The organism is Actinomadura formosensis (assembly GCF_050948385.1).
In the GTDB taxonomy this organism is placed as follows: domain Bacteria; phylum Actinomycetota; class Actinomycetes; order Streptosporangiales; family Streptosporangiaceae; genus Spirillospora; species Spirillospora formosensis.
Genome location: NZ_CP192011.1, coordinates 2,632,918 through 2,654,320, shown reverse-complemented (window position 1 = coordinate 2,654,320; position 21,403 = coordinate 2,632,918). Strand labels below are relative to the sequence as shown.

At 71.5% G+C, this 21,403-nt stretch carries 19 protein-coding genes and 2 riboswitches; of the genes, 8 read left to right on the top strand and 11 right to left on the bottom strand.

What is annotated here, in order from left to right; translation table 11 throughout:
* Positions 1 to 10 precede the first annotated feature (10 nt).
* Positions 11 to 1,057 (top strand): anthranilate phosphoribosyltransferase, encoded by a 1,047-nt coding sequence (gene trpD, locus ACQP1N_RS12550; RefSeq protein ID WP_067794350.1) that lies wholly within the window; start codon positions 11 to 13, stop codon positions 1,055 to 1,057.
* Positions 1,058 to 1,137: 80 nt separating this feature from the next.
* On the opposite strand, the gene ACQP1N_RS12545 is transcribed toward trpD, so the two are convergent.
* Genes ACQP1N_RS12545 through ACQP1N_RS12530 form a run of 4 tightly spaced genes read right to left on the bottom strand, consistent with a single transcriptional unit; the run spans position 1,138 to position 5,144 of the window.
* Positions 1,138 to 1,947 (bottom strand): ABC transporter permease, encoded by an 810-nt coding sequence (locus tag ACQP1N_RS12545; protein ID WP_067794348.1) that lies wholly within the window; start codon positions 1,945 to 1,947, stop codon positions 1,138 to 1,140.
* Positions 1,947 to 2,861, bottom strand: coding sequence for an ABC transporter permease (locus ACQP1N_RS12540; protein WP_067794346.1), 915 nt, complete (start codon positions 2,859 to 2,861; stop codon positions 1,947 to 1,949). Before ACQP1N_RS12540 ends, ACQP1N_RS12545 begins: the two co-directional genes overlap by 1 nt.
* Positions 2,858 to 4,066, bottom strand: coding sequence for an ABC transporter substrate-binding protein (locus ACQP1N_RS12535; RefSeq protein WP_067794344.1), 1,209 nt, complete (start codon positions 4,064 to 4,066; stop codon positions 2,858 to 2,860). The genes ACQP1N_RS12540 and ACQP1N_RS12535 overlap by 4 nt, the downstream gene beginning before the upstream one ends.
* A 34-nt stretch (positions 4,067 to 4,100) precedes the next feature.
* Positions 4,101 to 5,144 (bottom strand): ABC transporter ATP-binding protein, encoded by a 1,044-nt coding sequence (locus tag ACQP1N_RS12530; RefSeq protein WP_067794342.1) that lies wholly within the window; start codon positions 5,142 to 5,144, stop codon positions 4,101 to 4,103.
* Positions 5,145 to 5,220: 76 nt separating this feature from the next.
* Here ACQP1N_RS12530 and ACQP1N_RS12525 point away from each other — a divergent pair, with 76 nt between their 5' ends.
* Both ACQP1N_RS12525 and ACQP1N_RS12520 read left to right on the top strand, forming a co-directional pair.
* Positions 5,221 to 5,937 (top strand): FadR/GntR family transcriptional regulator, encoded by a 717-nt coding sequence (locus ACQP1N_RS12525; RefSeq protein WP_433231332.1) that lies wholly within the window; start codon positions 5,221 to 5,223, stop codon positions 5,935 to 5,937.
* Between the two features lie 9 nt (positions 5,938 to 5,946).
* Entirely contained in the window at positions 5,947 to 6,645 is a 699-nt protein-coding gene (locus tag ACQP1N_RS12520) for a cache domain-containing protein (protein ID WP_433231330.1), read from the top strand.
* 61 nt (positions 6,646 to 6,706) lie between these two features.
* Here the strand turns inward: ACQP1N_RS12520 and ACQP1N_RS12515 are convergent, their stop codons facing one another.
* The 3 genes from ACQP1N_RS12515 to ACQP1N_RS12505 are packed head-to-tail and all read right to left on the bottom strand — an operon-like array spanning position 6,707 to position 9,588.
* Complete coding sequence (locus ACQP1N_RS12515) at positions 6,707 to 6,994, bottom strand: Lrp/AsnC family transcriptional regulator (protein WP_067794336.1); 288 nt, start codon at positions 6,992 to 6,994, stop codon at positions 6,707 to 6,709.
* A gap of 46 nt (positions 6,995 to 7,040) precedes the next feature.
* Positions 7,041 to 7,793, bottom strand: coding sequence for a rhomboid family intramembrane serine protease (locus ACQP1N_RS12510; RefSeq protein WP_433231327.1), 753 nt, complete (start codon positions 7,791 to 7,793; stop codon positions 7,041 to 7,043).
* Positions 7,794 to 7,797: 4 nt separating this feature from the next.
* A complete protein-coding gene (locus ACQP1N_RS12505; protein ID WP_433231325.1) occupies positions 7,798 to 9,588 on the bottom strand; it encodes a DEDD exonuclease domain-containing protein in 1,791 nt (596 codons plus the stop codon).
* 337 nt (positions 9,589 to 9,925) lie between these two features.
* Here ACQP1N_RS12505 and ACQP1N_RS12500 point away from each other — a divergent pair, with 337 nt between their 5' ends.
* From ACQP1N_RS12500 to ACQP1N_RS12480, 5 genes are all read left to right on the top strand, one after another.
* Positions 9,926 to 11,203, top strand: a complete 1,278-nt coding sequence (locus ACQP1N_RS12500; protein ID WP_433231323.1) for an NYN domain-containing protein — start codon at positions 9,926 to 9,928, stop codon at positions 11,201 to 11,203.
* A gap of 273 nt (positions 11,204 to 11,476) precedes the next feature.
* Positions 11,477 to 12,439 (top strand): NlpC/P60 family protein, encoded by a 963-nt coding sequence (locus tag ACQP1N_RS12495; RefSeq protein WP_433231320.1) that lies wholly within the window; start codon positions 11,477 to 11,479, stop codon positions 12,437 to 12,439.
* A 500-nt stretch (positions 12,440 to 12,939) separates the two neighbouring features.
* Positions 12,940 to 13,134: riboswitch (cyclic di-AMP (ydaO/yuaA leader) on the top strand.
* Positions 13,135 to 13,261: 127 nt separating this feature from the next.
* Positions 13,262 to 13,433: riboswitch (cyclic di-AMP (ydaO/yuaA leader) on the top strand.
* A gap of 9 nt (positions 13,434 to 13,442) precedes the next feature.
* Complete coding sequence (locus ACQP1N_RS12490) at positions 13,443 to 14,255, top strand: CHAP domain-containing protein (RefSeq protein ID WP_433231318.1); 813 nt, start codon at positions 13,443 to 13,445, stop codon at positions 14,253 to 14,255.
* 39 nt (positions 14,256 to 14,294) lie between these two features.
* The gene (locus ACQP1N_RS12485) at positions 14,295 to 15,635 is read left to right on the top strand and encodes a hypothetical protein (RefSeq protein WP_433231315.1); all 1,341 of its coding nucleotides are present in this window, start codon (positions 14,295 to 14,297) and stop codon (positions 15,633 to 15,635) included.
* Positions 15,632 to 17,053: a M48 family metallopeptidase gene (locus ACQP1N_RS12480; protein WP_433231313.1), complete on the top strand. Its 1,422-nt coding sequence runs from the start codon at positions 15,632 to 15,634 to the stop codon at positions 17,051 to 17,053. Before ACQP1N_RS12485 ends, ACQP1N_RS12480 begins: the two co-directional genes overlap by 4 nt.
* 6 nt (positions 17,054 to 17,059) lie before the next feature.
* Here the strand turns inward: ACQP1N_RS12480 and ACQP1N_RS12475 are convergent, their stop codons facing one another.
* The 4 genes from ACQP1N_RS12475 to ctaC form a co-directional block, all read right to left on the bottom strand.
* Positions 17,060 to 18,349 carry an Ig-like domain-containing protein gene (locus ACQP1N_RS12475; protein ID WP_433231310.1) on the bottom strand — a complete coding sequence of 430 codons (1,290 nt, stop codon included), beginning with the start codon at positions 18,347 to 18,349 and terminating at the stop codon, positions 17,060 to 17,062.
* Positions 18,350 to 18,483: 134 nt separating this feature from the next.
* Positions 18,484 to 18,894, bottom strand: a complete 411-nt coding sequence (locus ACQP1N_RS12470; RefSeq protein ID WP_067794323.1) for a cytochrome c oxidase subunit 4 — start codon at positions 18,892 to 18,894, stop codon at positions 18,484 to 18,486.
* 3 nt (positions 18,895 to 18,897) lie between these two features.
* Positions 18,898 to 20,565 (bottom strand): aa3-type cytochrome oxidase subunit I, encoded by a 1,668-nt coding sequence (ctaD, locus tag ACQP1N_RS12465; protein WP_433231308.1) that lies wholly within the window; start codon positions 20,563 to 20,565, stop codon positions 18,898 to 18,900.
* Positions 20,562 to 21,338 carry an aa3-type cytochrome oxidase subunit II gene (ctaC, locus tag ACQP1N_RS12460; protein WP_433231306.1) on the bottom strand — a complete coding sequence of 259 codons (777 nt, stop codon included), beginning with the start codon at positions 21,336 to 21,338 and terminating at the stop codon, positions 20,562 to 20,564. The genes ctaD and ctaC overlap by 4 nt, the downstream gene beginning before the upstream one ends.
* Between the last annotated feature and the right edge of the window lie 65 nt (positions 21,339 to 21,403).

Here is a 21,403-nt window from a genome sequence, read left to right as displayed (position 1 = left end):
GGTAGGGGACATGGACGCGCGCACCAGCTGGCCCGCACTGATCAACGCCCTCCTGTCGGGCGACTCGCTGTCCAGCGAGGAGACCGCCTGGGCCATGAACAGCATCATGGCCGGGGAGGCCACCGACGTGCAGATCGCGGGCTTCGCGGTCGCACTGCGCGCCAAGGGCGAGACGGTCGAGGAGGTCACCGGACTCGCCCAGGGCATGATGGACAACGCCACCCGCATCGACGTGCCGGGGCCCATCGCCGACCTGGTGGGCACGGGCGGCGACCGCGCCCACACCGTCAACATCTCGACGATGGCCGCGGTGGTCGCCGCCGCGTCCGGCGTCCGGGTCGTCAAGCACGGCAACCGCGCCGCGTCGTCCTCGTGCGGCGCCGCCGACCTGCTGGAGCACCTCGGCGTCGCCATCGACCTGCCGCCGGAGGCCACCGCCCGGGTCGCCGAGGAGCTCGGCATCACGTTCTGCTTCGCCCCGCTCTACCACCCGGCGCTGCGGTACGCGTCGCGGACGCGCAGCGAGCTGGGCACGCCGACGGTGTTCAACTTCCTCGGCCCGCTGACCAACCCGGCGCTTCCGGCGGCCCAGGCGGTCGGCGTGTTCCACCCCCGGATGGCGGGCGTCATCGCCGGGGTGTTCGCCGCACGCGGCTGCTCGTCGCTGGTGTTCCGCGGCGACGACGGGCTGGACGAGCTGACGACCACCGGCACGTCCACGGTGTGGGTCGTCCGCGACGGGACGGCGACGGAGACGACGTTCGACCCGTCCGACCTCGGCATCCCGCCGGCCGCGCCGGAGGACCTGCGCGGCGCCGACGCGGCCTTCAACGCCCGGGTCGCCCGCGAGACGTTCGCGGGCGCCAGGGGCCCGGTTCGCGACATGGTCCTGCTGAACGCCGCCGCGCTCATCACCGCCTACGAGGGCGCTCCGCCCCCCGCCGAGCTCACCGGCGCCCTCCGGGACGCCCGCGACCGCGCCGCCGAGGCCGTCGACTCCGGCGCCACGAGCACCCTCCTCGACCGCTGGATCGACACGAGCCAGGGCATGCGCTAGCCACCTCGGTCACCAGAGCACGGCGCAGGCACGCGGATCGCCTGCGCCGTGGCGGGGTTCCAGGGAGTCGCCCCCCGGGGTCAGACGGGGCTCCGGGCGCCGCTGGAGAGACGCTGGGCCAGGTAGATCGGGATGACCGACAGGACGATCAGGGCGGCGGCGAGGACGTTGACGACCGGGGCCTGGTTCGGGCGGAACAGGTTGTTGAAGATCCAGATGGGCAGGGTCGTCGCGCCCGGACCGGCGGTGAACGTGGTCACGATGATCTCGTCGAAGGACAGCGCGAACGCCAGCAGGCCGCCGGCGAGCAGCGCGGACCGCAGCGCCGGGAACGTCACGTACCAGAACGTCTGGAACGTGTCGGCGCCGAGGTCGGCGGACGCCTCCTCCAGGCGGGTGCCCGTCCGGCGGAGCCGGGCGAGCACGTTGTTGTAGATGGTGACGACGCAGAACGTGGCGTGCCCGACGATGACGGTGAACAGGCCGAGCCCGATGCCGAGCGGCTTCAGCACGACCTGGAAGGCGTTGCTCAGCGCGATGCCGGTGACGATGCCGGGCAGCGCGATCGGCAGGACGACGACGAGCGACACCGTCTCCCGGCCGAAGAAGCGGTGGCGCGACACGGCGAACGCCGCCATCGTGCCGAGGACGAGGGCGGTCGCGGTCGCGCCGAGACCCGCCTTGACGCTGGTGAGGACGGCCTGCCGGGCGCCCTCGTTGTCCAGCGCCTGCGCCCACCAGCGTCCGGTGAACCCGGGCGGCGGCCAGCCGAACGTCTTGTCGGCGTTGACGGAGTTGACGAGCACCACCAGCAGCGGCACGTAGATGACGGCCAGGCCGAGGGCCATGAGGACGCGCAGTGCGATCCGTGCGGCGGGCGAGAAGGTCATCACAGCTCCCTGAGGGCGCCGGTGCGGCGGGCCGCGGCGAGGTAGCCGAGCATCACCACCACCGGGATCGTGGCGACGGCCGCGGCGAACGGCAGGTTGTTGGCGGCGCCGATGTTGTCGTAGACGACGTTGCCGAGCAGTTGCCGGCGGCCGCCGACGATCTTCACGGTAATGTAGTCGCCGAGCGACAGCGAGAACGTGAAGATCGACCCGGCCACCAGGGACGGGAACACCAGCGGCAGCATCACCGTGCGGAACGTGCGCAGCGGCCGGGCGCCGAGGTCGCCGGACGCGTCGAGCAGCGAGTCCGGGAGCCGCTCCAGGCCCGTGTAGACGGGCAGGATCATGTACGGCAGCCACAGGTAGGCCAGGACGAGCACGGTCGCCGTGAGGCCGTAGCCGGGGCTGGAGAGCCCGAACGGCTCGAGCACCTGGTCGAGCAGGCCGCCCTGCTGCAGCATCACCCGCCACGCGTACGCCTTGACGAGGTAGGCGGCCCACAGCGGCGCCAGGATCGCGATCAGCAGATACGGCCGGTACCGGGGCCTTGCGACCTTGGCCATGTAGAGCGCCATGGGGAAGCCGATGGCGGTGTCGATGAGGGTGACGGCCACCGCGACGCCGAGGCTGCGCAGCGCGACCGTCCGGTAGACGGGCTCGTCCAGCAGCGTCCGGAAGTTCGCGAGGGTGAACTGCCGGACGACCTCGCCGGTGAACACGTCGGTCGTCCAGAACGCGGTGAGGAAGATGGCGGCGAGCGCGCCGAGGTAGACGACGACCAGCCAGGCGAGCGGCGCCGACAGCAGCAGCGACAGCCGCAGCCGCGGACGGCGGTGCAGCAGGGCCGCCGCCCGGCGCCGGGGGCCCGGCGCCGGGCGGGCGTCCGCTCCGCCGGTGGAGGCGGGGGCGGTCATCCCTTGATCGTGGTCCACGCCTGGGTCCACTTGGAGTAGTCGACGCACTTGACGTTCGTGCGCCCGTCCAGGCACTGGGCGATCGGCGTCGTCCAGAAGTGCACCTTGGAGAAGTAGGTCTCGTCGGTGGCGTGGAAGGTGTCGCAGAACTTCTTGTCCGAGGTCTCCTGGCACGCCTTGGCGTTGGCCGGGGCCTCACCGAACCACTCGGCGACCTGCGCGTTCGCCTTCGGGGACACGATCCAGTCGAGCCACTTGTAGGCGCAGTCGGGGTGCTTGGCCTTCGCGCCGACCATCCAGGTGTCCGACCAGCCGGTGGAGCCCTCCTTGGGCAGCGTCACCTGCACCGGCGCCTTCTCCGCCTCGGCGAGGTTCGCGATGACCTGCCACGTCGTCCCGAGGACGGAGTCGCCGCTCTTGAACGCCTGGACCTCCTTGGTGTAGTCGGACCAGTACTCGCCGATGAGCCCGTGCTGGGTCTTCAGCAGGCCGACGGCCGCGTCGAACTGCTTCTGGTCGAGCGCGTACGGGTTCTTGATCCCGAGTTCGGGCTTGGCCGACATCAGGTAGAGGGCGGCGTCGGCGATGTAGATCGGCGAGTCATAGGCGGTGATCTTGCCCTTGTACGGCGAGTTCGCGTCGAACACCGCACCCCACGAGTCGGGCGCCGTCTTCACCTTGTCGGTGCGCCACATCAGCAGGTTGGCGCCGCGGCCGTGCGGGATGCCGTAGGAGACGCCGTTCACCGAGTTCCACGGCTTCATCTTCAGGCCGGAGAACACGTCGGCGTAGTTCGGCACGAGCCCCGTGTTGACCGGCGCGACCGTCCCGGACGCGATCAGCCGCAGCGAGGCGTCCCCGGACGCCGACACCGCGTCGTACTCGCCGGTCTTCATCAGCGTCACCATCTCGTCGGACGTCCCGGCGACCTTGGTGTTGACCGTGCAGCCGGTCTGCTTCTCGAACGGGGTGACCCAGTCGACCTTCGGGTCGTTGGAGCCGTCCTCGGCGTAGCCCGCCCAGGCGACCAGGTTGACCGCGCCCTCGCCCGCGCCGAGCGACTGCCGCATCGGGACCTTCGGGACGGTGAAGCCGCCCTGCCCGGCGCCGGACGCCTTGTCACCTGAGCCGTCGCCGCAGGCGGCGGCCGTCAGTCCGATCGCGAGCGTCGCCGCGACGGCGAACGCCTTGCGCGTGGACCACATGGGGAACTCCTTATTTCGGGGGGATGGGGGTGAATCAGGAGGTGGGGGCCGGGGCGGGGTCGGTACCCGTACCGGCGCCCGAGACGTGGAACTCGTGCGCTTCGTGCCAGCCGATCCGGACGCGGGCGCCGCGCCGGCCCAGCACGTCCATGGAGGAGGTCCGCAGGTTCTGCTGCAGCGCCACGACCCGGTCCCCCGACTCCAGGTCGATCACGAACCGGGTCACCGCGCCCGCGTAGACGACCTCCGCGACCGTGCCGAAGGCGTGCCGGTCCCCGGCGTCCGGCGCGCTCGCGCCGGCGCCGGTCTCGGTGTCGACGTGGATCTTCTCCGGCCGGACGCAAACGCCGTCGATCCGGTTGGAGGTCCCCACGAATCCCGCCACGAACTCCGTCGCGGGGTGCTCGTACACCTCGGCGGGCGTGCCCACCTGCTCGACCCTGCCCCCGTTGAGGACGGCGACCCGGTCGCTCAGGGTCAGCGCCTCCTCCTGGTCGTGGGTGACGAACACGAACGTGATGCCGGCCCGCCGTTGCAGGCTCTTCAGCTCGACCTGCATCTCCTCGCGCAGCTTCAGGTCGAGCGCGCCGAGCGGCTCGTCCAGCAGCAGGACCTTCGGCTCGTTCACCAGGGCGCGGGCGAGCGCCACCCGCTGGCGCTGGCCGCCCGACAGCTCGGCGGGACGGCGCGACTCCATCCCGTCCAGGCGGACGCCGCGCAGCGCCTCCAGCGCCCGCTCGCGGCGTTTCGCGCGCGGCACCCGCCGCACCTTGAGGCCGTACTCGACGTTGCGGAGCACGTCCATGTGCGGGAACAGCGCGTAGTCCTGGAAGACGGTGTTGACGTCGCGGTCGAACGGCGCGAGCGCCGTCACGTCCGTGCCGCCGAGTTCGATGGTCCCGGACGTCGGGCGTTCGAAGCCCGCGATGAGCCGGAGCACGGTCGTCTTCCCGGACCCGGACGGGCCCAGCATGGAGAAGAACTCGCCGTCCCCGATGTCGAGGTCGACGCCCGCCACCGCCTCGACGGGGCCGAAGGTCTTACGCAGATCGCGGATCCTCACCGCTGTCACCGGCATAACGAAAACATATGGATTCATAAGTTTAAGTTCAAGTGATGTTCCGGTATCACTGTGTTAACACCGGGAGGGGGCCATGGACAGCGCGCATCTCGTCGTGTTCGCTCCCGTCGACAACACCGCACGGGTGCACGCCGTCGTGCGGCGGCTGAGCGACGCGATCGCGCTCGGGCTCCTCGGCGACGGCGAGCATCTGCCGAGCGAAACCGACCTCGCGGCACATCTCGGTGTCTCAACGGTCACACTACGCGAAGCGTTGATGGCCTTGCGTCAACAGGGGCTCATCGAGACCCGGCGCGGGCGCGGCGGCGGAAGCTTCGTCCGCGCCCCGGCCAGGCCATTCGATCTCGACGAGCGGCTCCGTTCGCTCAGCGCGGAAGAACTCCGCGACCTCGGCGACCACTACGCCGCCATCGCCGGCGCCGCCGCGCGCCTGGCCGCGCTGCGCTCGCTGCCCGCCGACGTCCGGCGGCTGCGCCGCACCCTGGACGACATGGCGGAAACCGAGCCCGGCGCCGGGATGTGCAGGCTGGACGGCCGGCTCCACCTGGAGGTCGCCGCCGCGTCCCAGTCCGGCCGGCTCACCCGGGAGGAGATCCGGCTGCAGGCCGAGATCGGCCCGCTGATCTGGGCCGTGCACGACCTGCGGGCCCGGCGCGGCCGGGTGGACGCCGAACACGCCGGGCTCGTCGACGCCATCGAGGGCGCCGACGAAGCCCGGGCCCGCGAGGTGGCTGAAAGTCACGTCCTGAATGCGGTAGAACGTCTCATTGAACGACGGCTCGCACTCTGAGGGGGACCCATGCCCGCCGAGCCACCGGCCGTCGGCGCGGCGGCGGCGCACGTCCGCGCGACCCTGGACTACGTCTTCGCGACCGTGGCCCGGGTCCGCGACGCGACGGCCCGGTGCCTGGAGGACGTCCACCGCACCGGCCGCGCCCCCGTCCGCGCCGACCTCGCCCCGCTGCGCCCGCTGCTGTCCGCCCGGCTCGGCCCGCTCATCTGCGGCCTCGGCTTCATCGCCGCGCCCCAGCTGCTCGCCGACGCCGCCTGGTACATGGAATGGTGGCAGGCCGGCCCCGGCGGCCGCCCCGCCCAACTGCTGCGCGACCTGAACCCCGAGAGCAGCGCCCTGTACGACTACACGCGCTGGGAGTGGTTCACCGGCCCGGAGGACGGCGCCGAGCGGACCGTCTGCGGCCCCTACGTCGACTACCTGTGCAGCGACGAGTACGTCCTGACCCTGTCGGCGCCCGTCCACGCCGCCGGGACGTTCGCCGGCGTCGCCGCCGCCGACGTGTTCGCCCGGACGTTCGAGAACGAGATCGTCCCCGCGCTGCGCGAAATCCCGGCGCCCGCGTTCGTCGTCAACGCCCCCGGCCGCGTCATGGCGTCCAACACCGCGCACTGGCCCCCGGGCGCCGTCTACCGCGAAAGCCCCGGCTACAACACCCTCCCCTGCGGGGATGGTGTCCATTGCGTCGCCCTCGGCGCGGGTTGATTGCGTCGCCCTCGGCGTCGGGCCTTGCAGGCCCTCCTTCAACGGGCAACGCGGCGATGCGTTAGTCGGCGTCGGGGAGGCCCAACGCGAATGCCTGTTCCAGGTCGTGCTGGGAGTAGGTGCGGAAGGCGATATGGGTCTCGGTACCGATGACGCCCTCGACCTTGTTGAGCCGGCCCGGGATGATGTCGTTCAATTCCTCGTGGCGGCGCACCCGGACCATCGCCATGAGGTCGTGGCCCCCGGTGATGGAGTAGACCTCGCTGACGCCGTCCAGCGCGGCGATCGTCTCGGCCACCTCGTGGATGCGCGCGACGTCGGCCTTGACGAACACGATCGCAGTGACCACTTCACCCTCCCCGCAGATTCGGACGCTTCGACCCTACCGGGAAGTACTAGCCGCGGCTCAGCGCGGCCAGGCGGCGGGACGGGCCCGCGCGGCGGGCGAGGAGGGCGAAGACCACGCCGGCCGCGAAGCCGTAGATGTGCGCCGTGTAGGCCACGTTGCTCTTCTCCTCGCTGCCCAGCGACAGCCACTGCAGGATGAACCAGTACCCGAGCACCACCCACACCGGCAGCCGGATCACGATGACCGGCGGCACCCAGCTGACGACGCGGCCCCGCGGGTTGAGGATCACATAGGCGCCCATCACCCCCGCGATCGCCCCGGACGCGCCGATGAGCGGGACGGTCGAGCCGGGCGACGTCCACGCGAACCCGTAGACGGCGACGAGCCCGAAGAACAGGTAGCTGAGCAGATAGCGCCACCGTCCGAGCCGGTCCTCGACGCCCATGCCGACGACGAACAGGAAGACCAGGTTGCCCAGCAGGTGCAGCGCGCCGGAGTGCAGGAACATCGAGGTGAACGCCGACGTCCAGGGCGCCTTGTGGAAGGTCGCGGGCCCGCAGTCGCGGGCGACGTCCGACGGCAGCGGCTGCTGGTCGCCGGTCGTCAGCTCCTTGGGCACCGCGCCGTACTCGAACGTGAACTGCGTCGCCCTGCACTCGCGGACCGCGCCCTCGCCATACCAGGTGGCGAAGCGCGACATCGGGGTGATCAGGAAGACCACGACGTTCACCGCGATCAGCAGGTACGTCACCCAGGGGACGCGCCGGGCCGGCTGGCTGTCGTAGAGGGGCAGGGCCACGTCTTCACCTTAGTGGGCGGGCAGCACGCGGATGGGACGGCTCGTGCCGCTCGTACGCCCTGTCGTAGGCGCGGTCGATCCATTCGCGCAGCCCCTCGGCGCCGTGGACCGGGCACGTCCACGCGCCGTCGACCTCGACGAGCCGGACGCCGGGCAGGTCGAGCCAGCGCAGCACGCACTCCATCTCCTCGGCGGTCGCGCCCGCCGACGGCGGCGCGCCGAGCGCGACGCCGCCGGGCGCCTCCCCGGCGGGCGGGAAGACGGTCTCGGCGGTGGCGATGAGCGCGTCCACGTACGGGCGGGGCCGGGCGTCCGGCGGGACCGTGCCGGCGGCGGCGAGCCGCCCGTACCGGACGACCGACAGCTCCCAGCCGCCGTCGAAGGCGGGACGGGCCGCCACCAGCTGCGGCAGCCGGGCCAGCGCGGCGAGCCGCTGCCCGCGCGCGGCGGCGCGGACGAACGCGGCGAGCCGGTCGCGCTGCACGGCGGCCTCCTCGTACCGCAGTTCGGCGGCGAGCCGGTCGATGCGCACCCGCGCGGCGGCCACCACCGGGCGGACATCGCCCTCCATGACCGCGCGGGCCGTCCCGGCGTGCATGGCGTAGGCGTCGGCGGACTCGCGGCCGTCGCAGGGCGCGCCGCAGCGTCCGATCTCGGCGAGCGCGCACGCGCGCGCCTTGCCGCGCTCGATCAGCCGGGGCGTCAGCCGCTGGGTGCACTGGCGCAGCGGGATCGCCTCGTGCAGCGCGGCGCGCGCCTCCTCGGCCTGCCGCCGGGACGAGATCGGCCCGAGGTAGCGGGCGCCGTCGGCGCGGCACTCCCGGACGATGGACAGCCGCGGGAACGGCTCCACGGTCAGTTTCAGCCAGATCACCCGCTCGGGGAACTTGGAACGGCGGTTGTAGCGCGGCTTGTACTCGGCGATCAGCCGCAGCTCGCGGACCTCGGCCTCCAAGCCGGTGGCGCACACGATCGTGCGGACGTTCTCGGCGAGCCCCACCATCTCGCGGACGCGCGGACGCGTCTCCGAACCGGTGAAGTAGCTGCGCACGCGCGAGCGCAGGTCGCCGCTCTTGCCGACGTAGAGCACCTCGCCGGCGCGGTCCTCGAACAGGTAGACGCCGGGCGTGCTCGGCACGCCGTCGGCGAGATGCCGCTTGCGGCGCTGCTCGGGGGTGGGCGCCTTGGCGAAGCCGCGCATCTCCTCCAGCGAGGTGACGCCGAACGAGCCGAGCCGCTCGATGAGGCCGTGCAGGACCTCGACGGTGGCGCGGGCGTCGGCGAGGGCGCGGTGCGTCGGCTCGTTGGACGTCCGGAAGAACCGGGCCAGCGTGCCGAGCTTGCAGTTGGGCACCTCCTCCCGGGACAGGACGCGCCGCGCCAGGTCCACGGTGTCGATGACGGGGAACGCGGGCCAGGCGTAGCCGCCCGCGGCGCAGGCGGCCTTGAGGAAGCCGATGTCGAACGGGGCGTTGTGCGCCACGAGCACGCAGCCGCGCGCGAACTCCAGGAACGCGGGCAGCACCGACTCGATGCGCGGCGCGGCCGTCACCATCGCCGTGGTGATGCCGGTCAGCGCGGTGATGAACGGCGGGACGGGCCCGCCGGGGTCGACCAGCGTGCCGAGCTCGCCGAGTTCCTCTCCCCCGCGCACCTTCACCGCGCCGATCTCGGTGATGGCCGAGTCCGCGGCCGAGCCGCCCGTCGTCTCCAGGTCGACCACCACGAAGGTGACCTCGCGGAGCGGAGTGCCGAGGTCGTCCAGCGTCCCCTGGACCCCGTGCGCAGCCGTCATGTGCGCGACCGTAGAGGACACCACCGACACAACCCCGGGCCGCTAGGGTTGAGGTGCGCCGGCACGTCCCGCCGGGCGGGGGCCGCGGGACGGTCAGGGGGAGCTCCGGCGCGCTCGGTCCGATGACACGTTCGCCCTGGTCGAATGCCGGTTAAGGCGTGGGTGCTCGGGAAGACACAGCCCACCGGCGGCGCAGCCCGGAAGGAGCGGGATCATCGACAGCGGCCCCGAAGCGACCCCCGGCGGCGTGGAGTCCGGGCAGAAGCCGGCGCGTTCCGGGGAACCGGCCCCGCAGCCCCACCGGGAAGAGCGTCTTGACCGGCCCCTCCCCGAACCCGTGCGGCAGAGCGTGGTGGAGGCCGCCGCCGAGCTGATCGGGTCGCTGCCCGCCGACGAGGTCCCCGCGCCGCTGCGCCGGTTCGCGCGGTTCGAGCGCCGCAAGCGCGCCAAGCTCGCCGGGCAGCACATCGCCGCGGCGCTGGAGAAGGACTCCGGCTTCCGGGAGCGGGTCGCCGAGCCGCTGCGGGAAACGCAGGCCGACCTGGTCGAGGTGGTCGAGGGCGGGCGGGTGCCGCCCGCCGCCGACCCGGTGCGCGTGGCGGTGCTGGCCTACCTGCTGCGGCCCGCGGGCTGGACGGTGCTCGTCGAGGCCGCACGCGCGGAACTGGAGCGCTCCGCGACCGCGTCGGAGGAGGAGGCCGCCGAGCGCCGCGTCGCCGCGCTGAAGGAGGAGCTGGCCGCCGCCCGCGCCGCGCGCTCGGCCGAGCTGGACAAGCTGCGCGCCGAGCTGCGCGAGACCAAGGCCGAGGTGGCCGAGCTGCGCCACAAGCTGCACGACGCCCGCACCCGGTTCAGGGCGGCGGAGGAACGCGCGGACGCGGTCGCCGAGCAGGCCGCGCGGGAACTGGCCGCCGCCCGCGAGTCGACCGCCGCGTCCGAGAAGGAGCTGCGCAGGCTGCGCGCCCGCACCGCGCACGCGGAGGCGAACGCGGAGGCCGCCAGACGGGCGGCGCGCGAGGGGCGCAACGTTGACGACGTCCGGCTGCGGATGCTGCTCGACACGCTCGTGGACGCGGCGCAGGGCATCCGCCGGGAACTGGCGCTGCCCTCCACCATCGGCCGTCCCGCGGACGCGGCGGGCGGGCTGGAGCCGGACCGGCTCGCGCATCGGGCGCTGCCCGGCCGGGCGCTGTCCGACAGCGACCCGCAGCTGCTCGACCGGCTGCTGACCCTGCCGCAGGTGCATCTGGTGGTGGACGGCTACAACGTCACGAAGACCGGCTACGGGGAACTGCCGCTGGCGGATCAGCGCAACCGGCTGGTGTCCGGGCTCGGCGGGCTGGCGGCGCAGACCCGCGCCGAGGTGACGTGCGTGTTCGACGGCGCGGAGCTGGACACGCCGGTGGCGGTCGCGGCGCCGCGCGGCGTCCGGGTACGGTTCAGCGCCCCGGGCCAGACCGCGGACGAGCTGATCGGCGAGCTGGTGCGGGCCGAGCCGTCGGGCCGTCCCGTGGTGGTGGTGTCCTCGGACCGGGAGGTCGCCGACGCGGCCCGCCGCGCCGATGCCCGGCCCTGCCCGTCCACCCTGCTGCTGCGGCGGCTGGGCCGGTCATAGGAATCCCCGAGGCCGCCAAAGAAACCCTCGCCATCCGTGATCACGGCGTCACGAAAAGTAGATGACGCTTCTCGATATCAATCAAAGAGTGACGAATCGGTTGTGACGGTTGTCCCCCCTCGCTAGTGTCGTCCGCTGATGTCGTGGACGAGAAGGGCGAGACCCATCGTGGCCAAGGATCTCAACGGGGCACCAGCGCAGAAGCGTGACCGGAGAGGTGGCCCCGCGACCAGAGGCGCCTCCCGTCGTCTGGCGGCAGCCGCCTGCCTGACCGTGACCGCCTCCCTCATGGCGCCCCCGATGGTGGCGCACGCCGAGCCCAAGCCGACCAAGACGCAGGTCCAGAAGAAGCTGAACCAGCTCAATGAGCAGATGGACCAGAAGGTCGAGCAGTACAACCAGCTCAACGAGAAGCTCAAGGTCGCCAAGAAGAAGCTCGACAGCGCGTCGAAGGCGAGCAAGCAGGAGGAGAGCGCCTTCGAGGAGCAGCGCTCCAAGATCGCCCAGATGGCCGCCGCCGCGTACAAGAACGGCGACTCCGCGGACGTGACCGGCTTTGTGGGCAGCAACGACCCGCAGGCGATCCTCGACCAGGCGGCCGTCTTCTCGCACCTGTCGCACGAGCGCAGCTCCCAGCTCACCCAGTTCCTCGCGACCGCGCAGCGGCTCCGCCGCGAGCAGGCGCAGGCCAAGGCCGCCTACGACGACGTGAAGGCCAAGACCAAGGAGCTGAAGGACCAGAAGACCAAGCTCGACAAGGAAGTCGAGAAGCAGAAGAAGCTGCTGCGGCGGTTCGGTACCAGCACGCCCTCCGGCGGCGGCCACCGCGGCGGGTCCGGCGGTTCGGGCGGTTCGGGCGGCACCTACAACGGCCCGGCCAGCGGCCCGGCCCGCACGGCGCTCAACTTCGCCTACGCCCAGCTCGGCAAGCCGTACCAGTACGGCGCGGAGGGCCCGGGCTCCTACGACTGCTCCGGCCTGACCATGAAGTCGTGGGCGGCGGCGGGCGTCAGCATCACCCGCACCACGAACTCGCAGTGGGCCGCGACCAAGCGGGTGGCCAAGAGCGACCTGCAGCCGGGCGACCTGGTGTTCTTCAGCGGGCTCGGCCACGTCGGCCTCTACATCGGCGGCGGCAAGATGATCCACGCCCCGCACACCGGCGACGTCGTCAAGATCAGCGACATCACCTCGGGCTACTACCTGAGCAATTACTACGGCGCCGGGCGCCCCTGACGGCCCGCCCCACACCCCGCGGAGGGCGTGACGGAGCTCTCTTTTTCGCAACGGACCAGGCTTGACCTGGTCCGTTGTTAATTTTGTAGGGGTTTGCCTTCTGTTGGGGCTTTGGTACGTTGTCACCACTCACGGCGCCCTCCAGACGCCGTGGCCCCGCGGCGCCCGCCAGGCGCCCCGACCCCGCGCGGCGCGTTCGTCCGCCGCGTGACGGCGGCACGAGCCATGTGCCGCCACCCGGGCGGCACGACCCACGCGTCGCCCCCGCGGCACCGGACGGTGCCGCACAGCGGTCCCACCCGGACCGCACGGCCGACCTGGGCCACCGTGCGCACGCTCACGGCGTGCATGGCGCTGAGCGCGCAGCCACGGCGGTTCCCCCGGGTCAGGCATCCCGGACGCCCCCGGAACCGGGCCGGCGTCCGCACACAACATCAGGCGCCGCTCGTTCGCACGCGGGAGACAGGTCCCGCGCCGGGCCCCATCTCGCCCCCAGGATCGCAGCGGCAGCGCCGAATCCGCCGAAGCGCGGAACCGGGGACCCACATCGCCGGAGTCCGGGAGACCTCCCGGACGGGCATTCCGGCACCCGGGGTGAATCGGCGTGTCTCTCCCACCCCCGGTGAGAGCCGCCGTAGGGCCACTTCCACGCCCGAACCCGTCAGCTAACCCGGTAGGCGTCTGGAAGAGCGAAGGAGTGAGTTCCGCAGCGTTACCTGGGCGTGGCCGCCCATCGTGCGGCCACGCCCGGACCCTCCCTGCACTCCGCGGGCGCCTCCGCCCGCGCGAGCCCCCATCCGAAACCGGTGTGCCCGTCCCCTGGGCACGCCACCGCCGAGTCCGCGGACCGCCGTGCGCATGTGCACCGGACGCGGAGCCGGGGACCCATCGTGTCCTTTCCCTTTCGGGGTGAATCGGCCTGCCCGCAGGCCGTAGGGCGCCTTCCAGGCCCGAACCCGTCAGCTAACCCGGTAGGCGGCATGGAAGTCGAGGAGATCCCCCCTTGCCACGCGAGCATTGCAAGAAGGTCCCGGGCCGGCACCGCAAGCCGGGCCCCCTGTCCCTGACATGGCGGACGACCGGCGGCATAGTCGTCAGCGCCGCCGTCCTCGGTACCGCGGCGGCCACCGCGCAGGCGTCCGTCCTGCCGTTCGGCTCCGCCCCGGCGACGGCCGCGGCGGCCGGTGCCACCCCCATCAAGAAGACGGACACCAAGAAGGCGGACAAGGGCCCGGCCAAGAGCACGTCCAAGGCCGAGCCCCGGACGTCCCCCGCACAGAAAACCCAGGACCGCCCGAAGGCCGCCCCCCAGAAGACCGGGGATGCCCGGCCCACCGCCGACGACGCCATCAAGCTCGCCAAGTCCCAGGTCGGTGTGGAAGAGGACGGCGGCGGCGAGACCAAGTTCCAGAAGTGGTACATGGGCACCGCGCGCGCCGGGGAGACCGTCGCCCGCGACGGCGGCTCCATCAGCGAGTACGGCGACGCCCAGTGGTGCGACATGTTCATCTCCTGGATCGGCGAGCAGATCGGCTTCACCGACCAGATCGGCAGCGACGCCTGGACCGTCGCCCACGCCCGCTGGTTCCAGGAGCACGGCCGCTGGGGCACCGACCCGAGGCCGGGCGCGATCGTCTTCTACGCCTGGGACGGCAGCAAGGACGTCGAGGACATCCGGCACGTCGGCATGGTGGCCAAGAAGGTCGACGACAGCACGATCGAAGCCGTCGAGGGCAACACCGGCAACGCCGTCAGGATCAAGGAGCGCTCGGCCGACGACATCGTCGGCTACGGCTACCCCGACTACAAGCCGTGATGAGCCCCCGGACGACGCGGGCTGCATAGGATCACGCCCATGGAGGACGGTCCGGAGCACGGCGGTCCGGAGCACAGCGGTCCCGTGACGCGACGCAGGGCTCTCGCCCTGGGCGCGGGCGGGGCCGCCGTGCTGGCCGCGGGAGGCGCCGGCCTGCTCGGCTTCCGGTCCGGCGGCGGCGCGGCATCGCCTGCCCGCACCCCCAGGGCCGCCGCGCCGTTCAGCCTCGACGCCGCCCGCGCCACCCTCGCCAACCGCGCCCGCGCCGTGCGGGACGGCGACCGCGTCGCGTTCCTCGCCACAGTGGGCGACGCGCCCAAGGCGTTCCAGGACGTCCAGGCCCGCATATACGGCAACCTCCGCAAGCTCCCGCTGGAAGGCTGGCAGGAGCACATCTCCGGCACCCAGGCCATGGACGACGAGAGCGCGGTGGTCCGCCTGGAGGTGCGCTACAAACTGCGGGGCTTCGACAAGGGATACGTGAGCCGCACCCGCTACCTCACGCTCGCCCCCGGCTCCGGCACCTGGACGATCGTCGGCGATGGGACGGCCCACGGCTTCAAGGACGACGCCGACATCTGGGACGCCGGCCCCCTGACCGTGGTCAAGGGCCGCGCCAGCCTCGTCATAGGCGACACCACCGGCCTCGAAGGCATCGCCAAGCGGCTGGACGCCGCCGCGCCGGTCGTCACGGGCGTCGTCGGCAAGGGGTGGGCCCAGCGGGTCGTCGCGCTCGTCCCCGCCGGCACGGCCCTCGCCTCCGCTCTGGCCGGGCCCGGCCAGAGCCTCGGGCAGATCGCCGCGCTCGCCACCGTCGTGCCCCCCGCGCGAGTCGAGGCGGACGAGGGGAAACGGCCCCCCACACCTTCCGGAATGTCCCCGGCGCCGTCCACCGGCGGCCGGGGCGAGGACAGGGTCATCGTCTCCCCCGGCACCTTCGGCCGCCTCAACGGACTCGGCCGCGACGTCGTCCTGACGCACGAGCTGACCCACGTCGCCACCGGCGGCGCCCGCGACCGGCGCACCCCGCTGTGGCTCATCGAGGGCTTCGCCGACTATGTCGGCTACCGGCGGGTCAAGATCAGCGTCCGGTCGGCGGCGGGCGAGCTGCGCCGCGAGGTCACCGCCGGACGGCCGCCGGACGCCCTGCCCGCGGCGGCCGAGTTCGCCGGCGGCTCCCCGCGACTCTCCCAGGCATACCAGGAGGCATGGCTCGCCTGCCGGATGGTCGCCGACCGGTACGGTGAGCCGGCGCTCGTGCGGCTCTACCGGGCCGCCGGGCGCGTCCCGGAGGCCGCCGCGCTGCGCGACGTGCTGGGCCTCCCCCGGGACCGATTCACCACCCTGTGGCGCGACTATGTGAAGAAGGAGCTCGCATGAGCGAGGCGGAGGCGGACGAGGGCCGGGTGGACGGGAACGGGAACGGGAGCGAGGCCGTCGCCGGCGGGCCCGGCCGGACCGCCCGGGCGCGGCGTCCCCGGATCGCCGCCGCGGTCGCCGCCGCCGTGCTGTTCGCCTCGGTCGCGGCCGTCCTCGCCCTGACCACCCCGTGGAATCCGCTCCCCGGCCACGTCCCCGGCGGACGCGTCAAGGCCGATCCCGCGCTCGATTTCTCCCCCGCCGAGATCTCCCGCTCCGGGGCGTTCGACTCGGCCGTCAACCCGCCCGCCTACGCGGGGCTCCTCGCGGGCCTCGCGCTGATCCTCGTCCTCGGCCTGACCCCGCTCGGCGCCCGCTTCATCGGCCGGGTCACCGCCCGTACCCGCCGCCGCCCGCTCACAATCATCGTCGCGGCCATCGCGCTCACGACGCTGCTGCGTCTCGCCGGGCTCCCGTTCCGCATCTGGAGCGAGTCGGTGCTGCGCCGGTACGGGCTGTCCACGCAGGGCTGGCCCGCGTGGCTCGTCGACCAGTTGAAGTCCCTCGGCGTCACCTGGGTCGTCTCCACCGTCGCCCTGCTGCTCCTGTACGCCCTCATCCGCCGGTTCCCGCGCTACTGGTGGGCGGGCGCCGCCGCGGGCGGGTTCGTCCTCGTAGTACTCGTGTCGTTCATCTACCCGATCGCGGTCGAGCCGGTGTTCAACAGGTTCCACTCGCTGCCGCAGGGGCAGTTGCGCAGCGACCTGCTCGCGATGGCGAAGCGCGACGGTGTGCCCGTCGAGGACGTCCTCATCGCGGACGCCTCCCGCCGGACGACGTCGCTGAACGCCTACGTGTCCGGGTTCGGCTCCACCCGCCGCATCGTCCTGTACGACACGCTGCTGAAGTCACCGCGCCCGCAGATCGAGTCGATCGTCGGGCACGAGCTGGGCCACGCCAAGCGCGACGACGTCCTGTGGGGCACGCTGGTGGGCGCGCTGGGCATCGCCGGGGCGCTGTGCCTGCTGTACCCCCTGATGACCTCTCCGCGGCTTCTGCGGCGCGCGGGAGTCGATCCCGGCGGCGCCCCGCCGGGTGCGCCCGGCGGGCGCGGGACGCGCGGGGCGGCGGACCCGCGCTCCCTCGCCCTCCTGCTCGCGCTCGTGACCGCCGGGACGCAGCTCGCCGCGCCCGTCCAGAACCTCGTCAGCCGGCGCATCGAGGCCCGGGCGGACGCGCACGCCCTGAACCTCACCCGCGACCCGTTGACGTTCGTGTCGATGCAGCGCGCGCTGTCGGTGCGCAACATCTCCGATCTGAGCCCCGACGCCATGGAGTACCTGCTGTGGATGACCCACCCGTCGGGGCCCGACCGGATCGCCATGGCCCGTGACTGGGCCCGCATGAATCACACCGAGGTCCCGCCGCCGTTGCGGTGAGCCGCGTCAGTTCCCCTGGGTCCCCCGCTTGGCCGGGGCCTTCGGTCCGGCCCCCCTGCCCTGCTGGGCCGCCAGCGTCGCGGCGTCCGCGTGCGGCGCGGTCGTCACCGACCGCTTCAGCGCGCTGCCCTTCACCCAGTTCCGCCAGCCGAGCTGCCAGTAGCCCCAGCCGTTCTCCGGCTCCAGTTCCCGGTTGCTCCCCGTCACCTTCACCGGGTCGCCCCGGTAGCTGAGGTTGTAGAACCACTTGGCGTTGGACGGGCTGACGTTGATGCAGCCGTGGCTGACGTTCTCGCTGCCCTGGGACCCGACCGACCACGGCGCGCTGTGCACATACTCGCCGCTGTCGGAGATCCGCACGGCCTTGTACACGGTCAGGCTGTAGTAGCCCGCGCAACCGGCACCACAGCCCATCCAGTCCGACGTCATGACGGTGGGGTCCTCCTTGTCCATCGACAGATGGACCCCATTGGTGGTGGTGTACATGCGGCTGCCACCACGCCCCATGCTGGTCGGGATGGTGCGGGCCTTCTTGCCGTTGACCATCACGACCATCTTGTGGGTGTCCTCGCCCGCCGTGGAGATGTGCGAGTCACCGACCTTGAAGCCGACGGTGTAGTTCTTGCCGCCGTACACGTCCCCGCCCGTGCGCACCCCGGCGAGATGGGCCTCGAACTTCACCTTCGTGTGGGCGGGCCAGTAGTCCTTCGTCCGGAACACGACCTCCTGGTCACCGAACCAGTGCCAGGCGCCCTCGACCGTCTTGTCGGCCGTGACCTCCAGCGCCCGCTCGACCGCCGCCCGGTCCTTCACCGCCCGCGCGAAGTGCACGATGATCGGGATGCCGACGCCGACGGTCTCCCTGTTGTAGGGCGCCTCGATCGTCACGTTGTTCGTCTTCGTGACCTCGGCGGTGGTGAAGCGGCTGGAGACCGTGCGGGTCCTGCCGTCCTTGCCGAGCGCCGTCGCGTTGACCAGGTACGTCTCGCCCGGCTCCAGCGTCCAGCGCGACTGCCACCGCGTCCGGTCCGCGCTGAGATCGCCCGCGACCTCGCGGCCCCTGGCCGACACCGTGACGTTCTCGATCGTGCCGCCGTGCGCCCGGACGTCGATCTGGCTGTCCGGTCTGAGCCTGCCCGTGCCGCCCATCGGCGACACCGCGAGCCGCACGGCGTTCCCGCCGTCTGCTTCGCCGCCGCCCGAGCACGCCGCGGCTCCCGCCACCACGCTCGCGCCGACGAGCACGGCGGCGGCGCGCCGTCCCCGGTCCCCCGGTCCTGAGCCACCTACCGGCATGTGGTCCCCCCGGTCGTCCTCCTGGGCGATCGGTCCGCCTGCCCAGCCCGGTCGCTGGAACGGCGCCCAGTATGTGAAAGGGCCGGTACCCGCTGGAAAGCGGGCACCGGCCCCCGATGGGGATCCTTTACTGATCAGTGGGCGAAATGACCCCGGTAGTACTCGAAGACCAGACCGATCGAGGTCAGGATCGCGGCGGCCGCACCGAGGATGACCAGCCACCAGCCGAACACGACACCGAGCGTCACGGTCGCGGCCGACAGCCCCACGAACAGCGGCCACCAGCTGTGCGGGCTGAAGAAGCCCAGCTCACCGGCCGCGTCCGCGATCTCGCCCTCGGGGTCGTCCTCGAACAGCGGACCCGCGTTGGCGCGCTCGAGACGGCGGATCGTGAAGTGGACGTAGAACCCGACGAGCCCGGCGAGGCCGACGGCCAGCGCGAGCGCGGTGGTGCCCGTCCAGTCCTTGGACCAGAGCCAGTACACGATGTCGGTCACGAGGAAGAAGACCGCGCACCCGTAGAACATGAACGCCTGGACGCGCATCGGCTACTCTCCCTTCGCCCCGGCCAGTTCGCCCTTGACACCCGCGTAGGGGTGGTGCAGGTCGAACGCCGGCCGCTCGGAACGGATCTTCGGGATCGAGTTGAAGTTGTGCCGCGGCGGCGGGCAGGACGTCGCCCACTCCAGCGAGTTCGCGTAGCCCCACGGGTCGTCGACCTCGACCCGCTTGCCCTTCTTCCACGTGATGTAGACGTTGTAGAAGAACGGCAGCATGGAGATGCCGAGGATGAACGAGAAGATGGTGGAGATCTCGTTCAGCGCGTGGAACTCGGCGGCGTAGTCGGCGTACCGGCGGGGCATGCCCGCCGCGCCCAGCCAGTGCTGGATGAGGAACGTGCCGTGGAAGCCGATGAAGAGCAGCCAGAAGTGCACGTGGCCGAGCTTGTCGTTCAGCATCTTGCCGGTGAACTTCGGCCACCAGAAATAGAAGCCCGCGAACATCGCGAACACCACGGTGCCGAAGACGACGTAGTGGAAGTGCGCCACCACGAAGTAGGAGTCCGACAGCTGGAAGTCCATCGGCGGGGAGGCCAGGATGACGCCGGTCAGGCCGCCGAACAGGAACGTCACCAGGAAGCCCAGCGACCACAGCATCGGCGACTCGAACGTCAACTGCCCTCGCCAGATCGTCCCCACCCAGTTGAAGAACTTCACCCCCGTGGGCACGGCGATGAGGAACGTCATGAAGGAGAAGAACGGCAGCAGCACCTGGCCGGTGACGAACATGTGGTGCGCCCACACGGTGATGGACAGGCCCGCGATGCTGATCGTCGCGAAGACCAGGCCGATGTAGCCGAAGACGGGCTTGCGGCTGAACACCGGGAGGATCTCAGTCACGATGCCGAAGAAGGGCAAGGCGATGATGTAGACCTCCGGATGCCCGAAGAACCAGAACAGGTGCTGCCAGAGCAGCGCGCCTCCGTGCGCGGCGTCGAAGATGTGCGCGCCGAGCTTGCGGTCGGCCTCCAGCGCGAGCAGCGCCGCCGCCAGCGGCGGGAAGGCGATCAGGATCAGGATGGAGGTCAGCAGGACGTTCCAGGAGAAGATCGGCAGCCGGAACATCGTCATGCCGGGGGCGCGCATGCACAGGATCGTGGTGATGAAGTTGACCGCGCCCATGATGGTGCCGAAGCCCGACATCGCCAGGCCCATCACCCACATGTCGCCGCCGATGCCCGGCGAGCGCACCGCGTCCGACAGCGGGGTGTAGGCGAACCAGCCGAAGCTGGCCGCGCCGCCCGGGGTCAGGAAGCCGGCGAGGGCGATGAGGCTGCCGAACAGGAACAGCCAGTACGCCAGCATGTTCAGCCGCGGGAACGCCACGTCCGGCGCGCCGATCTGCAGCGGCATGATGACGTTGGTGAAGCCCGCGAACAGCGGCGTCGCGAACATCAGCAGCATGATCGTGCCGTGCATGGTGAACAGCTGGTTGTACTGCTCGTTGCTGACGATCTGCGTGCCCGGCTCGAACAGCTCCGCCCGGATCACCAGGGCGAGCACACCGCCGAACAGGAACATGAAGAACGAGGTGATCAGGTAGAGGTAGCCGATCACCTTGTGGTCGGTGGACGACAGCCAGGAGGCGATGATGCGCCCCTTGCTCGTCCGCGGCGCGGCGATCGGCGCGCTCGGGGCGTGACTCGTCGTGGTCACTTCCCACCTCCCGCGGCCAGTGCTTGCTTCGAATCTGCGATGAACTTGTCGTACTGCTGAGGCGTCACGACCTTCAGCTGGAACAGCATCCGGCTGTGGTCGACGCCGCAGAGCTCGGCGCAGCGTCCCTCATAGGTGCCGAGCTTGTTCGCCGTGAACTCGAACTCGTTGGTGTACCCCGGCATGACGTCCTTCTTGTAGATCAGCGCGGGAACCCAGAACGAGTGGATGACGTCGTTGGCGTGCAGCCGCACCCGCACGGTCTTGCCGGCGGGGATCGTCATGACCGGCTTGCCCGGCGCGGGGCCGTTGGGCGCCACCGGCTGGCCGACGACGGAGGCGACGGTCTTGCCGCTCTCCTTGTAGTCGAACTGCCAGCTCCACTGGAACCCGGTCACGTCGACGACCACGGCGGGATTGGCCGTGGTCTTCTCGACGAAGTTCTCATCGCGCGCGGTGAAATAGAACAGAACCGCGATGATGACGAACGGGACCGCCGTATAGAGGATCTCGATCGGCATGTTGTAGCGGACCTGCGGCGGCAGATCGTCGGAGCGCTTGCGATGAAACAGCACCGCCCAAATGATCAGGCCCCAGACGACGCCCCCGACCGCGAAAGCCGCGATCCAGGAGCCCTGCCACAGGTGCAGCATGCGCTCGCCTTGGACGCTGATCGGCTCGGGCAGGCCCAGCCGGGTTCCACTGCAGCCGGTGGCGGACAGCGCCAGCAGCCCTAGCGCACCGGCGCTTTTCAATGCGCGGCGACTGCGCACAGGCGTACGCCGCTCCCCAGAGCGGGTCGGACTCACGGAATGCCTTCCCCACGGATGAAGCCCGG

Bases quoted from the DNA above. Each gene is read 5' to 3' on its own strand.
- trpD (WP_067794350.1), top strand. From the start codon at position 11: ATGGACGCGCGCACCAGCTGGCCCGCACTGATCAACGCCCTCCTGTCG.
- ACQP1N_RS12545 (WP_067794348.1), bottom strand. From the start codon at position 1,947: ATGACCTTCTCGCCCGCCGCACGGATCGCACTGCGCGTCCTCATGGCC.
- ACQP1N_RS12540 (WP_067794346.1), bottom strand. From the start codon at position 2,861: ATGACCGCCCCCGCCTCCACCGGCGGAGCGGACGCCCGCCCGGCGCCG.
- ACQP1N_RS12535 (WP_067794344.1), bottom strand. From the start codon at position 4,066: ATGTGGTCCACGCGCAAGGCGTTCGCCGTCGCGGCGACGCTCGCGATC.
- ACQP1N_RS12530 (WP_067794342.1), bottom strand. From the start codon at position 5,144: ATGCCGGTGACAGCGGTGAGGATCCGCGATCTGCGTAAGACCTTCGGC.
- ACQP1N_RS12525 (WP_433231332.1), top strand. From the start codon at position 5,221: ATGGACAGCGCGCATCTCGTCGTGTTCGCTCCCGTCGACAACACCGCA.
- ACQP1N_RS12520 (WP_433231330.1), top strand. From the start codon at position 5,947: ATGCCCGCCGAGCCACCGGCCGTCGGCGCGGCGGCGGCGCACGTCCGC.
- ACQP1N_RS12505 (WP_433231325.1), bottom strand. From the start codon at position 9,588: ATGACGGCTGCGCACGGGGTCCAGGGGACGCTGGACGACCTCGGCACT.
- ACQP1N_RS12485 (WP_433231315.1), top strand. From the start codon at position 14,295: ATGGAGGACGGTCCGGAGCACGGCGGTCCGGAGCACAGCGGTCCCGTG.
- ACQP1N_RS12480 (WP_433231313.1), top strand. From the start codon at position 15,632: ATGAGCGAGGCGGAGGCGGACGAGGGCCGGGTGGACGGGAACGGGAAC.
- ACQP1N_RS12475 (WP_433231310.1), bottom strand. From the start codon at position 18,349: ATGCCGGTAGGTGGCTCAGGACCGGGGGACCGGGGACGGCGCGCCGCC.
- ACQP1N_RS12470 (WP_067794323.1), bottom strand. From the start codon at position 18,894: ATGCGCGTCCAGGCGTTCATGTTCTACGGGTGCGCGGTCTTCTTCCTC.